The following is a 13,460-nucleotide window of genomic DNA, read 5'->3' on the forward strand; positions in this document are numbered from 1 at the left end:
ATATTAGTCCGAAGCCCTTGTACACGGCTTGACGGATTGGAAAATAGCGATAAGCGCGATCAGCAAAAAGTGGACGCCCCGGTTTTGCGTCCGATCGCGCGTCAAATTCTTTAATTAGCGCATGATCTTATCGCCAAACCGCTTCACACTTTGGCGGATCATGCGCTACAAGCGGAATTCCTCGCCAAGGTAAAGCCGACGTACATCGGGATCATTAACGATCTCCTCCGGGCTTCCCTCAGTCAAGATTTCACCGGCATAGACGATATAGGCGCGGTCGGTCAGCCCGAGCGTCTCGCGGACATTGTGGTCGGTGATGAGCACGCCGATGCCGCGGTTGGTGAGATGGCGGACGAGGTCCTGGATGTCGCCGACCGCGATCGGGTCGATGCCGGCGAACGGCTCGTCGAGCAGCATGTAATTGGGGCGCGTCGCCAGCGCGCGCGCAATCTCGACGCGGCGGCGCTCGCCGCCGGACAACGCAATCGACGGGCTCTTGCGCAGCCGCGTGATGTTGAACTCGTCGAGCAGCGAATCCAGCTCGTGCTCACGCTTCTTCTTCGAGGGCTCGACGACCTCGAGCACCGCGCGGATGTTCTGCTCGACCGACAGGCCGCGGAAGATCGAGGCTTCCTGCGGCAGATAGCCGATGCCAAGGCGCGCGCGCTGATACATCGGCAGCTTGGTGACGTCGTGGCCATCGAGCTCGATCGCGCCGCGATCGGCCTTGATCAGCCCGGTGATCATGTAGAACACGGTGGTCTTGCCGGCACCGTTGGGCCCGAGCAGGCCGACCGCCTCGCCACGGCGCACATAGATGCTGACGCCGCGCACGACCTGGCGGCTGCCGAAGCTCTTTTCCACGCTATGCACAGCCAGATAACCCGGCCGCTTGATCAGCTGCGGCGCGGCGGGAGCGCTGTTCCTGGCCGGCCTCGCACGCGCCGGCGCTGCTGCCGGTTGGGATCGCGGCAGCTCGACGCCGGGAGCCGACGCGGCGCGCGCCATCGGCGGCGCGTCACGCACTGGAGACGTCAGCATCTCGCCGAACTGGTCATCGAGCGCCGTGATGTCGTCATGCGAGCGCGCAAATCCGGTACTGCGTTTCGCAGAGCGCCGCCGGAACATGCCGAGAAAATCCACCATCCCCGCTTCGCTTCAGCCTTTCACGGTGATCCCGCGACCTCGCCTGCGCATCGATCGATTCGCGTGCGAAGCCGCAAGCATGAGCCGGAAATCTGAATACCGGCCTTCCCGCGCGACAAAAGCGGACGCGTTTGCGCGGAGATCATGCTCGAACAACACGGCAAAGCGCGATCACCCGCGCCTTGAATGAATGGATGCCCCTGTCCCGGCCGACATATTCCCCTCGAGGCGCATTGTTCGGCCGGGCCGCTGCAGTAGATACAGTCTCGCCCCGCCGGCTTCAACCACGCGGCCGCAGAATATTATCTAACTGATTGATTCTGCTTGACCTTACGTGAAGCTTACTTGGACTTGCCGCCCGGAAGCAGCTGCATCGGCGACGGGGCCGGGGCTGAGCCGGGGGCGGCCGGCGTGCCGCACTTGCCGCTCTGTCCGCCCGGCGACTGGATGAACAGGCCCTGCACCTTGCCATTGTCGGCTTCGACGCGCGAGACGCCGGTGGTCATGTCGACCAAAAGGCGGTCGCCGCGCAGCACATTCTGGCACTGGGTCAGCACCACCTGGCTGCCGCCGCCGCCAAGCATCGTGATCAGATTGGTCTTGGTGTCGAAGATCGCGGTCTCGCCGGTGACGACCTGATCCTTCTGGGTCACGACGACATTGCCCTTCGCCTCCAGCCGCTTGATCGAGGAGGCGCCGCCGGGGCCCGGGGTTGCCGTCTGCATCGGCGCGGCGCCCTTGGCGTTTGCCCCCTTGGTGCCGGCCGGGGCGGGCGCCGGCGCCTGGGTCGATTTATCCTCGTAGAACACGACCAGCGTCTTCGACGTCATGGTGGTGTCGCCCTGCACGACCTTCACATTGCCGGCGAAGGTCGCCTCCTTTTTCTTGTCGCGCATTTCGAGCGAAGCAGCCTCGATCTGGATCGGCTGGTCGCGGTTCTGCGAGAAGCCCTGCATAGCGTTGGGCACGCCGCTCATCGAGCCCTGCGCGAACGCGGCACTCGCGGAGAAAAGCGCGAGCAGGAACGCCGCAATTGCCATGCCGTGCGGAAAACGTCTCATCATCAAAATCATTTCGTGTTGGCGGATTTGCGCGGCTTCGGCGGCGGCGGCGGTGGAGCGGGCTCGGCAGGCGGGGCAGCATTGTTGTCACCAAGCTTGTCGAGATTCATCACGACATTGCCTTCGAACCGCACCAGCTCGCCGCTGTTGTAGATCCGGAGCCTGTCGGCGGTCAGCGTGCCGTCGAGCAGCTTGACGTCGACATGCTCGTCCGACGACACGTTGCCCTTGTTGATGTCGACGAAGGCCTGCGTCAGCCTCGCCTCATAGCCGGTGGACGACTGCAGGAAGATGTCCTGGCGCAAGTCGAGCAGCTGCTTCTTGTTGTCGAAGAAGCCGGTGCGCGCATCCATCGTCACCGTCGACCGATCCTGCTGCGCCACCTTGGCGCGGATCGTCTTCAGCTCGACATGGTCGGGATCGGTGACATCCTGGATCGCCGCCTTGGCCCACATTTCGTAGGGCCGTCCGTCGTTGGAGAAGCCGGCGATATGCGGCGCTTCCATCGTGATCTTGGTGCCGGACACGACGAGGTTATCCATCTCGAGCGGCAGCTTGGGGATCAGGTCGTGGAACGGATTGAAGAGTGCGATGTAGATGATCACGGCCATCGCCAGCCCGACCATCGCGGGAACCGCGACGCGCAGAATCCGCACCATGCGACTGTGCCGCGCGGCGGCGGCAAAGCGCGCCTCGAGGCCCGTGACATAGGCTGGATTCTGAACCGAATTCACCTGAGCTCCAGAGGCGCGAAACTGCCCCTATTCTAGCCGGAGCCGCCCGAATATGCAGCCCGGACCTCACCTCGCGCCCCTGCACCGGACCACGCGTGAACAGTTTGGCCGAAACGGGGCGGAACTGCCCCGGCCGCGACGAATTCGGCGCTCATCATGAATGGGCGAAAATGTCCTCGGCCTCCCAGCCGTCGAGATCGAGCCTGGCACGGGCGGGAAGGAAATCGAAGCAGGCCTGGGCGAGATCGGTCCGTCCCTCGCGCGCGAGCATGACATTCAACTTGTCGCGCAGCGCATGCAGGTGCAGCACGTCGGAGGCCGCGTAGGCGAGCTGGGCCTCGCTGAGGCTTTGCGCGCCCCAGTCGCTCGACTGCTGCTGCTTCGACAATTCGACGTTCAGCACCTCGCGCACCAGATCCTTCAGGCCGTGGCGATCGGTGTAGGTGCGCGACAGCCGCGAGGCGATCTTGGTGCAATAGACCGGCGTCGGCATCACGCCGAACGTGTTGTAGAGCACCGCGACGTCGAACCGTGCGAAATGGAAGATCTTGGTGATCTTGGGATTGGCGAGCAGCGCCTTCAGGTTCGGCGAATCGGTGTGGCCCTTCGGAATCTGGATCACGTCGGCGGTGCCGTCGCCGCTCGACATCTGCACCACGCAGAGCCGGTCACGGTGCGGATGCAGCCCCATGGTCTCGGTGTCGATCGCCACCGAATCGGTGTAGCGGGACAGATCGGGCAGGTCGCCGCGATGCAGGCGGATGGTCATGCTGTCAAAAACCTCGTCGAATCGCTGTCGGAATAAACTACCGTCCAATCCGCCGACAGGCGAGCATGCGCCAGTCTTCGGATCGCGCATTGGTATCGGGGCCCGTCAGGGCCGGACACGAGCAGCGGGAATCCTTAATTGTTCCGGCACAGATAGTTCAGGGTGTACCGCCATTGTGCAGCGGAGACAATGGGTTGCTGTCCCCGCCGCGCGCCCCCACGAGGGCGCGCCATCATTGCCAGCTGACGCGGAGGCCGAAGCGGCCGGTGATGTCCTCGCGATGGAGGCTGTCCACCGAGGTCGTGTAGTCGGCGCTCGCATAGGCGCTGATCGTGCGATTGAGCTGCGCGGAGACGCCGGCACCGATCTCGACGGCGGTGCCGCGGCTTTGCACGCCGATCAGGTCCGTCGTCGCGAAGGCGATGCTGCGGTCGTTCGCGGCCGTGTGCCAGAGATTGGCCTCGAGATACGGACGCAGTTCGGTCGTGCCGGCGACGAAGGTTGAGGGAATGCGCACGCCGAGCCGCCCGGTCAACGTATCGGCACTGCCGAGCGCGACGCTCGAAAACATGTCGTTGAAGCTGTCGAACGACTGGCGCTGCCATATCAGCTGCACCTGCGGCTCGATCGCGAGAAAACTGTTCAGCGGGATCGGCGCGCCGGCTTCCAGCGATGCAGCGACGCCGGTGCCCGACACCCGTGCGCCGACCTGACGATCCGACTGCGGGCTTGCGCCGAAGAAGCTGCCCATCAGCACGGCGTCGACATACCAGCCCGACGGGCCGACATGGGTCCAGTAGCCGCCGATATTCTGGCTGTCGATCGAGAGCGTGCCGGTGCGGACGTCGTTCAGGCCGAGCGCGAAGCCGCTGATGTTGCCGCTGGCCCAGCCATACGCATAGAAGAAGCCGGCGCGATCATGATGCTCGGGCGCGGACTGGAAGCGCAGGATGTCGACGCCGACCTGCACGCCGGCCATGGTGCCGTCGAAGGCGGGGCTGATCGTGCCGGCCCAGCTCTGCGAGCTGTGCGAGCCATAGGCACGCGCCCACGCCGCCGGCTGTTCGCCGCCGCTGGTCAGCAAGGCCTGATCGCCCTGGCGCTGATGGAAGGTGCCGAGCGTCGCCAGCCCGAGCTTTTGCGCCACCTGCGGCAGCGCCGAATAGACCGACACCTCCTCACGGTAGAGCTGGACCGGCGCGGCGCCCGCCGGCGGCGGCGTCAGCGACGACAGATCCTCCGCAGGCGGCCCCGGAGGCGGCGGCACCACGTTGGGCGATAAAGGCGGCGCCGGCGCGGGCGCAGCCAGCGGCGCAGGCGAGGCCGTGCCGGGCAACAATGTCGAGCGCAGATACCAGTTGTCGGCGCTGCCGGCGGAGACGCCGCCGCGGAACAAGAGATATTCGTGCGCGCCCGCTACGACGGCGTTGGAGAGGCCGAACGCGCCCGCAGCCGTGGTGCCGCCGTTGACGGCCTGCACCACCATGATGCCGTCGGCGGTGGTCAATGCGCCCGCGCCGCCGGCATTGGTGACGGTCACCGCGGTCGAGCCCGACGCATTGCCGCCGGAGATGACGAGCCGATCCGACGGTGAGCCATCGCCGCCGAGCACGGTGCGCAGATAGAGCCCGCCGCCATTGCCGACAAGTTGCCGGCAATGGTCAGGCTGTTCGCCGCGGTAGCGCCGCCATTGGTCAGGTTGATGACGCCGGCATTGGTGACGGTGATCGGCGGGCCGCCCGGAAACGGCGTGATCGACGGATTGGCGCCATTGCCGGCCAGCAGGCTGGTGCCGGCCGCGATCGACACATTGCCGGTCAGCGACGTCTGCAGCGTCAGCGAGCCGCTGTTGTCGAAGGTGTTGGCGAAGGTGCCGGTGCCGGCCCAGGTCCAGTCATTGCCCTCCATCGTCAGCGTCTGGAATCGCGCGAACGCATTATCTACCGTGCCGCTGCCTTGCAGCCGCACCTGGTTGCCGCCCCCGCCGTCGGCAAGCCCGACGATCTGCGAGCCGGTTTGCAGGATCATCGTCACCGCACCGCCGCCGCCCGCGAGCGCCGTACCGCTGCTGCCGGCGATCAGGCCGGCATTGACGATGGTGGTGGCGCCGTTGAGCGTGCGGATCGCGGGTCCCGCCTGGCTGATGATCTTGCCGCCGGCGAGGTTCTCGATCCGGGCGGTGAACGACGATCCGGCGGTGTTGGAGAACACGCCGTCGGCATTGACGCCGCGCGCCTCGATCGTGCCGCTGTTGCGCAACACGCCGGCATTGCCCTGCATGACACGGTGTTGTCGGCGGTGCCGCCCGCATCGCCGCCGGTCGTCAGCAGCGTGCCGGTGTTGGTGATGGTCGCAAACTGGCCGGCGGAGAAAATCGCACGGGCGCCTACGCCGGGCGTGGTGATGGTGCCGCTATTGGTGAAGGTGTTGCTGTCGCCGGTCTGCACATAAAGGCCGTGCGATTGCGGGCCCTGGGAGGTGATCGTCCCGGTATTAATCAGCGTGTTGTTGTGTGCTGCGTGAGACCGGTGATGGCAAGGCCGCGCGAGGTGCCGCTCTGCGTCGTGATCGTGCCGTTGTTGATCAGCGTGTTGCCGTTGCTGCTGGCGGCGATCACATTGCTGCCGGCGCCCGAGGTCGTGATCACGCCCGATGCGCCGTTGGTGAAGACGTTGCCGTCGCCGCTGCCGAAGATCCCGGTGCCACCGCCGCTGATGGTCAGCGTGCCGATATTGGTGGCGGCGCTGCCGGAGACAAGCCCGATCGCGGTCGCTCCGGCCCCGGGCGTGATGCCGGCGCCCTGCAGCACGTTCACGGTGACGTTCGAGCTGCCGGCAGCGGCCTGCACGCCGGCCGGCGAGGGATTCGGCGCTGCGGTCGAGCAGGTTACCGTCTGCCCGCTCGCCGGCGCGAGACTGTCGCAGGCGGCAAACGCCGGCGACGTGGACAACAGGCAACCGCCACTTAGAGCCGTGCACGACAGGATCGCCGCGAGCCGCGAGGAAACCATGCCCTTACTCCAACGTCGGCGCGAAGCCGAGCGCCCGGCCTCCCGCCACCCCCGCCCCGCTCTCAGCTCCGCCGATCGCTCCATTCAAACTTGAAACGATTTGCAGCAACCTGTTGCGCGGTCGCCACAGACGGAACCATGAGATGCATCCGCATGATTCACATCCTTGACGTGCGTACGCTTTCAAGGTTGTGAAGTACAGCATTCACCCGTTGCAGTTATCGACCGACACAACCGGAAACAAAATCGCCATGGCGTCTCGGGTGCGCCGCTGTCCCCATTTTCTCGCCAAGTTCGACGTGGGCACGCGGCCAAGTCGGGGCCAAGTCATTGCCGCGACGCGTTCAATTTCGAGGGAACTGTTGCCCGCGCGCCCCATGAAATCGGGCCGCGCCGACCCTATTTGTTGCCAGCCCGAACCCGCCGTCCCAAATGAAATGAGCCTTATGTCCGACCAGACCATCGCCGCGCCGATCGACGACCAGCAGGAGCGCGGCTTCTCGCGCTACCAATCGTTCCTGATCGCGCTGCTCGCCTTCACGCAATTCACGCTGATCCTCGACTTCATCATCATGTCGCCGCTCGGCGCCATTCTGATGCCGTCGCTGAACATCACGGCCGGGCAATTCGGCGTCGCGGTCTCGGCCTACGCGTTCGCGGCCGGGATTTCCGGCGTCCTCGCCGCCGGCTTTGCCGATCGCTTCGACCGCAAGCGGCTGCTGCTGTTCTTCTATGTCGGCTTCATGCTCGGCACCGTGCTCTGCGCGCTGGCGCAGAATTTTCACGTGCTGCTGCTCGGCCGCATCGTCACCGGCGTGTTCGGCGGGGTGATCGGCTCCGTCGTGCTTGCCATCGTCACCGACCTGTTCCCGCTGCAACAGCGCGGCCGCGCCATGGGCATCCTGCAGACGGCGTTCGCCGCGAGCCAGGTGCTCGGCGTCCCGGCCGGCCTGTTCCTGGCCAATCACTTTAACTGGCACATCTGCTTCGTGGCCATTGTCGGCCTGTCGATTGCGGCGATCGCGGCGATTGCGATCGCGATGCAGCCGGTCGATGCCCATCTCAAATTGCAGCACGACAGCAATCCGTTCCGCCATCTGATCGCGACCGTGGGCCAGCCGCGCTACACGCTGGCTTTCCTGGTGACCACGCTGCTCGCGACCGGCGGCTTCATGCTGATGCCGTTCGGCAGCGCCTTCACCGTGCACAATCTCGGCATCGACATCGTCCACCTGCCGACGATCTATCTCGTCTCGGGCCTGTTCAGCATCATCATCGGGCCGCTGGTCGGCCGCGCCAGCGATGCGTTCGGCAAATATCCGACCTTCGTGTTCGGCTGCGTGGTGTCCGTCATCATGGTGCTGATCTACACCAACCTCGGCCACGTCTCGCTGCTGACCGCGATCCTGGTCAATGTGCTGATGTTCATCGGCATCTTCTCGCGCATGATCCCGTCCCAGGCGCTGATGTCGGCGATTCCCGACGCCAGCCAGCGCGGATCGTTCAGCGCGATCTCGGCCTCGGTGCAGCAGCTGTCGGGCGGGCTGGGCTCGGTCTTTGCGGCGGCAATCATCGCGGAAAATCCCGACGGTTCGCTGCTGCATTTCGACCGGCTAGGCTACATCGTCGTCGCAACGACCATCATTTCGATGATCGCGATGTATTTCGTGCAGCGGCCGATCGCGCGACGCGCGGGCCGGCGGATCGTGTGACGGCAGGGGCCGCTCGTTCCGGCTACGCGGGCTTCGGCAGCTACATTTGAAGCGAGGAAACGAGAGGAATTGCGCAGAATGCTTTGTCAAGCAAGGCCTTGCGAAGGCGCTGCGCAACACCGCGGAGCTTCGGGTGGTGTTCCACCAGCCGCTTGGTGCGGTCCACCGCGGACATCACTCCGGCGGCCTGTCGGCCGAGCCTGGTGAGCGGAATGAAACTGTCGAACAATGGCTCGTCGTCCTTGCAGAACAGCCGCTTGTACTCATGCGAGCCGAGGCCGAAGTCGAAGGCGCGATAGTGCCGGCCGGCAAAATGATGGATGATTTCCTGCATCAGGAGCAGGCCGGGACTGATTTCGCGTTGTCTGACAAAGTATAGGTGTTGAACATCGTCGAGAAGCGGTGGCCATCGGCAGCCAAGGCGAAGATCGCGATCACTTCCTCGTCGCATTCGAGCGCATGGATTTCGATGACACGGCCGCCGTGGGACAGCCTTGTCGTGCAGGCGGCGCGGATGAAGTTCTCCACCGCGCCTTCGGCGAACACATTGGACACCTTCCGCTCGGCCAACCGCTCCGACTTCACGCGGAAAAACCAGTCGAGCAGACGGGCAATGTCGGCATCAGTGGAGGCAACGTGATAGCGGTAGCCGGTCAGCTCCAGCAGTTTGCGCTGCTTGAGCTTCATGCGGCGGGAGGCATTGCCGATCAGGTTCGCGGCCGTTGCGCCCGGCTCGATTGTGCGCATCGGGCAGTTCAAGACCAGGGGCTCATGAGGCAGCAGCGCCAGCGGGTTTTGCACGCCGCGCCACTGCGCCGGCTGCTGGCGCAACGCCAGCACGTCGACTTTGTCACGCTTGGCGAGCATCGCCATGAATGCGTGGAGATCGGCCTTCGTGGCACCCAAGGCGAACCCACGCTCCCACAGGCCCATATTGAAGGTTGCGTGCTCGCCGCCCATGAAGCTCGCGCGGCGGACGCCGAGAACCGTTTGCAGAGCAAGCGGGAGCAAGCCCCGTGGTTGGCCATCGCCGTCACGCGCGATGACGATGAAAGGCGACAGTCCCGCGCGCTCACCGACCTCACGCTGCCAGGGGGCGAGGAAGTCGAACCGCTGAAAGGGCGTGATGGAATGACTCGAGTTCTCAAGACTCCGCCAGATCATCTCGGCGGCGTCGAGATCATGGACGACGTCGACGGCGGCGATGCGCGCTGATTGAGCTCGCGCCGTCCGGCTTTCGATCGCGATCATCGCCAAGCTCTGTCGTGGTGCATAGTCGGAGCGCGGCTGGGGCCGTCCAGTCGGCGCCCGATCTGAGCGTAATTCGATGCCGGGACAAAATTGGCAAAATGCCGCAGGACGAGAGAACTGGGATTACCTCCATCGTTTATTCGTTGGTCATGAAGCTGTCGCTTCGCGCGACGCGCGGGCCGACGGATCGTGTGACGGCAGGGGCTGCGGCGGCGATCGCCGGCGTTCTCAAATTCCCAGCATCGGCCGACGTGTTCAGCCAATCGCAAACATGTCGGCACGCTCAATGATCAGATCGCGGAATAGTCTCGCGCGGCGCGACATCCAATGCGGGTCAGGATAGACGAGATGCATCGGTAGCGATGGTACCGCATAATCCGGCAGCAGATGAACAAGCCGGCCTGCGGCGATGTGTTCGACGGCGCACCAGCTTGGCAGCACCGCGACGCCGAGCCCCTCAACCGTCGCGAGCGTCATCACGTCGGCGTCGTCACAGGTCATGGACGGCGCGATCTCGACCACATGGCGGCCGGTCTCGGCTTCGAACGCCCACTGATTCCGCGGCGACAAGCGTGAATACGTTACGCTCGGCATGCGGCGCAGATGGTCGGGGAGGAGCGGGGCTTGATGCCGTGCGAGCAGTGAAGGGGCCGCCACCAGGAGGCGCTTGATGGTGCCGACGCGCCGCGCCACCAGCGAGCTGGAGTTCAGCATTCCGATCCGAATTGCCAGCTCCGTCCCGGTCTCCACCAGGTCTACGAACTGCTCGGTGAAGCTCGCATCGAGCCGCACGTCGGGATAGCGGCGAAGATACTCTGCGAAAATGCCGCGGAAAAAGTAGCGACCGAACGAGGTCGGCACAGTGATTCGCAAGGTCCCCGACGGACTGCGAACCCGGCTCTGCGCCGGCGTGCTGGCACTTTCCAACAGCGCGACGATATCCTTGGCGAGCTTGAGCACGCGATCGGCCTCCGGCGTCGGACGAACCTTGCGCGTAGTGCGGACGAACAGCCGGCAGCCGAACTCCGCCTCCAACAACGCCACGCGCTTGCTGATGGCCGGCTGTCCGAGGCCCAGATCGCTCGCGGCCTGGCTGAAGCTGCCGGCCTCCATCACGCGAATGAAGGTTTGCAGCGCATCGATTCGATCCATGCATTCCTCCCAGGAATTTGTAATATTCTTATCATTCCCTACATGGACACAGTCGATCCGGTCTAGCCTCTCGGTAACCAGGGAGGATCAACAATGAACAAATCGATCGGGATCGTCGGCGCCGGAATCGGGGGCCTGCATCTGGCTCTTTATCTCCAACAGCATGGGATCCAGGCGACGGTGCTGACCGACCGCACTCCGGAGCAGTACGCCTCGGCGCGGCTGATGAACACGGTCGCCCATCACAGCGTCACCATCGCGCGTGAGAACGAACTAGGCGTGAACCATTGGGATGACGCCGCCACGATCTACCACCACCACGACCATTTCTTTAATTTCCCAGGCAACGGGCTGCTGTTTCGCGGCGCGTTCAAGAAGCCGAGCCGGGCAGTGGATTACCGCATGTACCTGCCCGCGCTGATGAGGGATTTCGAGCATCGCGGCGGCAGCATCGAATATGCCAGCATCCAGGACGACGACATCCCGGCTCTGGTTTCACGCTTTGACCTTCTCGTCGTGTCGACCGGCAAAGGTGCGCTCGGGCGAATGTTCGCCCATCGGCCGGAGTTGTCCCCCTACAGCCAGCCACAGCGCCTGCTCTGCGTGGGCCTCTATGACGGCGTCGATCACGGCAGCCCGGACGGTGACGACCCGCGCGGTGTCACGCTCTCGGTGTCGCCCAGACATGGCGAGATGATCGTCATTCCGACGCTGTCATTCAGCGGCATGAAGACGGCGCTCCTGATGGAGAACATTCCCGGCGGCGACATGGCCGATCTGGTCTCGCTGAGCTACGACGCGGACCCTGCAGCCTTCCGCCAGACAATTCTCGACAAGCTGGAAAAGCATCATCCGCACACCTACAACCGGATCGACACCCATCGCTTCGGGCTTGCCCAGCCGCTCGACCTGCTGCAAGGCGCGGTGGTGCCGACCGTGCGGCAATCGTCGGTCGCCTTCGATGGTGAGAAATTCGCCGTCGCGCTGGGCGACGTACATTCAGTGGTCGACCCGCTGATGGGCCAAGGCGCCAACATCGCCTCCTACGCCGCCTTCGAACTCGGCAAGGCGATCGTGGAAACGGTGGCCTTCGACGCACGCTTCATTGAGGAGGTGGATCGCGCCCGCGAAAATCGCGTGTTCGCGGCTGCGCGCTGGACGAATCTGATGCTGCGGCCGCCGTCCGAGGCGATGGGTCGGCTGATCCTCACCATGGCGCAGGACCGAGAACTCTGCGACGAGTTCACCGATAATTTCAACTACCCGGAGCGTCAGTGGGATCGTGTCGCGACCGACAAGCGCATCCACGCTTGGATCGACAGGCGCGCGCCGCTCGCTGCCTGACGCAACAATGATCGCGAGCCGGCCGTACGGTCCACTTGCACCAGGCCGCGACTGCGTGCCGACAAACCATCTCTCGAACCACACGCCGAAAGGCGCGACCTCTTGCCGTTTCGCCATGGAGCGCGATCGATGAACCCGCATCCCGATCCGGCGAGCTTCCGGGCGGCCGCTGCGCGATTCCCCACAGGCGTGACAGTCGTGGCGAGCATCGACCGCGACGGCACTCCGGTCGGCATGACGGCCAACAGCTTCACGACCGTCTCCACCAAACCGCCGACCGTGCTGGTCTCGGTGATGCGAGGGCGGACCTGGCAGGCGATCATGGATTCGAAGCGTTACGCCGTGAATGTCCTTCACGCGGAAGATCTCGCACTCTGCGCGCACTTCTCCGGCGGGCCGCGGGCCGAAAGCTCGCCATCGCTGGTCGAACGGGAAGAGTTTCCGGTCCTGTCGCAAGCGATCGCCCAGTTCGCTTGCGACGTGGTCCGGTCAATTGACGTCGCCGACCACACGCTGTTCATTGGCGAGGTCCGCTGGTGCCGGCAGCGAGACGGTTCCCCGCTCGCCTTTTATTCCAGCCGATTCTGCAACGGGCTCGGCATGACGATCGAGCCCGCGGAGGCAGTCGCCTATCCCGCCGACGGATGGGCGATCTAAGGCGAAGCGCGAAGCCTTCGCGCGACGACCCCTGGAGAACCCGAAATTTGCGGCGCACTGGAGCGGTGGCGCCACGGGGGAACGATCGCAAGCGCCAGTTGAGCAGGGTGCCTGCCAAGCTCGTCAAGCCCGTCCTGAGATGGTGGAATGAAGATCGGGGACAGAGTCGAAGTCGTGGCGATTCCAGATACGCTACCGGAATACACGGGAACGCGGACATTCTTCACGAGGTGTCTCGGCCGCCATTTTCCGACCGTCGATCTCAAGGGAGAACTGGTCGAACTCGAAGTCGGCGAGGTGGTCGAGGAGTCCAGCTACATGCACTCGATTTGGATCGAACGAGATTACGTCCGTCGCGTCTAACGACGAGAAATGAGGGCCAACGGTAGAATCGCTGTCTCGCCTCTACCCTCGCTGGGTGACGGCTTGCCCGCACCCACCCCCCCGGATACTGAGCGATTTCAATCGCTTAAAAAGGGGGTGGTGCCCAGGAAAGGACTCGAACCTTCACGGCCGTTAAGCCACTGGCACCTGAAGCCAGCGCGTCTACCAATTCCGCCACCTGGGCATGTGGAGCGGCTTAGTAAGGATCGGTTGCGCGCTTGTCAAATTCGCGATTGGAAA

Annotated in this window: 13 protein-coding genes, 1 tRNA gene and 1 pseudogene; 5 read left to right on the forward strand and 10 right to left on the reverse strand. The window is 64.4% G+C overall.

All coding sequences use genetic code 11. The features are described 5' to 3' along the window. Nucleotides 1-165: 165 nt before the first annotated feature. From lptB to ACZBJS_RS07860, 6 genes are all read right to left on the reverse strand, one after another. A complete protein-coding gene (gene lptB, locus ACZBJS_RS07835) occupies nt 166-1,146 on the reverse strand; it encodes an LPS export ABC transporter ATP-binding protein (protein WP_028341724.1) in 981 nt (326 codons plus the stop codon). Nucleotides 1,147-1,487: 341 nt separating this feature from the next. Then, nucleotides 1,488-2,219, reverse strand: coding sequence for an LptA/OstA family protein (locus ACZBJS_RS07840; protein WP_057020392.1), 732 nt, complete (start codon nt 2,217-2,219; stop codon nt 1,488-1,490). After that, nucleotides 2,216-2,941: an LPS export ABC transporter periplasmic protein LptC gene (lptC, locus tag ACZBJS_RS07845; protein ID WP_057020391.1), complete on the reverse strand. Its 726-nt coding sequence runs from the start codon at nt 2,939-2,941 to the stop codon at nt 2,216-2,218. The genes ACZBJS_RS07840 and lptC overlap by 4 nt, the downstream gene beginning before the upstream one ends. Before the next feature lie 154 nt (nt 2,942-3,095). Continuing rightward, nucleotides 3,096-3,710, reverse strand: a complete 615-nt coding sequence (locus ACZBJS_RS07850) for a ribonuclease H-like domain-containing protein (RefSeq protein WP_057020390.1) — start codon at nt 3,708-3,710, stop codon at nt 3,096-3,098. Nucleotides 3,711-3,942: 232 nt separating this feature from the next. Then, entirely contained in the window at nt 3,943-5,322 is a 1,380-nt protein-coding gene (locus tag ACZBJS_RS07855; RefSeq protein WP_316398071.1) for an autotransporter family protein, read from the reverse strand. Beyond that, on the reverse strand, nt 5,247-5,990 hold the full coding sequence (locus ACZBJS_RS07860; protein WP_316398072.1) for a hypothetical protein: 744 nt from the start codon (nt 5,988-5,990) through the stop codon (nt 5,247-5,249). Before ACZBJS_RS07860 ends, ACZBJS_RS07855 begins: the two co-directional genes overlap by 76 nt. An 18-nt stretch (nt 5,991-6,008) precedes the next feature. On the opposite strand from ACZBJS_RS07860, the gene ACZBJS_RS07865 reads away from it, so the two are divergent. Next, a complete protein-coding gene (locus tag ACZBJS_RS07865) occupies nt 6,009-6,161 on the forward strand; it encodes a hypothetical protein (protein WP_463438626.1) in 153 nt (50 codons plus the stop codon). Nucleotides 6,162-6,207: 46 nt separating this feature from the next. Here ACZBJS_RS07865 and ACZBJS_RS07870 read toward each other — a convergent pair whose 3' ends face one another. After that, on the reverse strand, nt 6,208-6,720 hold the full coding sequence (locus tag ACZBJS_RS07870) for a hypothetical protein (protein WP_316398074.1): 513 nt from the start codon (nt 6,718-6,720) through the stop codon (nt 6,208-6,210). 446 nt (nt 6,721-7,166) lie between these two features. Here ACZBJS_RS07870 and ACZBJS_RS07875 point away from each other — a divergent pair, with 446 nt between their 5' ends. Beyond that, nucleotides 7,167-8,432: an MFS transporter gene (locus ACZBJS_RS07875; RefSeq protein WP_057020388.1), complete on the forward strand. Its 1,266-nt coding sequence runs from the start codon at nt 7,167-7,169 to the stop codon at nt 8,430-8,432. Nucleotides 8,433-8,472: 40 nt separating this feature from the next. On the opposite strand, the pseudogene ACZBJS_RS07880 reads toward ACZBJS_RS07875, so the two are convergent. Next, nucleotides 8,473-9,683 (reverse strand): annotated as a pseudogene (locus ACZBJS_RS07880) (GNAT family N-acetyltransferase). A 255-nt stretch (nt 9,684-9,938) separates the two neighbouring features. Further along, nucleotides 9,939-10,835, reverse strand: coding sequence for a LysR family transcriptional regulator (locus ACZBJS_RS07885; RefSeq protein ID WP_463438627.1), 897 nt, complete (start codon nt 10,833-10,835; stop codon nt 9,939-9,941). Nucleotides 10,836-10,928: 93 nt separating this feature from the next. Here ACZBJS_RS07885 and styA point away from each other — a divergent pair, with 93 nt between their 5' ends. The 3 genes from styA (at nt 10,929) to ACZBJS_RS07900 (ending at nt 13,199) form a co-directional block, all read left to right on the forward strand. Then, entirely contained in the window at nt 10,929-12,179 is a 1,251-nt protein-coding gene (gene styA / locus ACZBJS_RS07890) for a styrene monooxygenase subunit StyA (RefSeq protein ID WP_316398075.1), read from the forward strand. Between the two features lie 129 nt (nt 12,180-12,308). Next, on the forward strand, nt 12,309-12,836 hold the full coding sequence (locus tag ACZBJS_RS07895) for a flavin reductase family protein (protein WP_316398076.1): 528 nt from the start codon (nt 12,309-12,311) through the stop codon (nt 12,834-12,836). A 174-nt stretch (nt 12,837-13,010) separates the two neighbouring features. Then, nucleotides 13,011-13,199, forward strand: a complete 189-nt coding sequence (locus ACZBJS_RS07900; RefSeq protein WP_316398077.1) for a hypothetical protein — start codon at nt 13,011-13,013, stop codon at nt 13,197-13,199. 118 nt (nt 13,200-13,317) lie between these two features. On the opposite strand, the gene ACZBJS_RS07905 is transcribed toward ACZBJS_RS07900, so the two are convergent. Next, a tRNA-Leu gene (locus ACZBJS_RS07905) sits at nt 13,318-13,404 on the reverse strand. Nucleotides 13,405-13,460: the final 56 nt, after the last annotated feature.

This window comes from Bradyrhizobium sp. KZN70725, assembly GCF_055264925.1.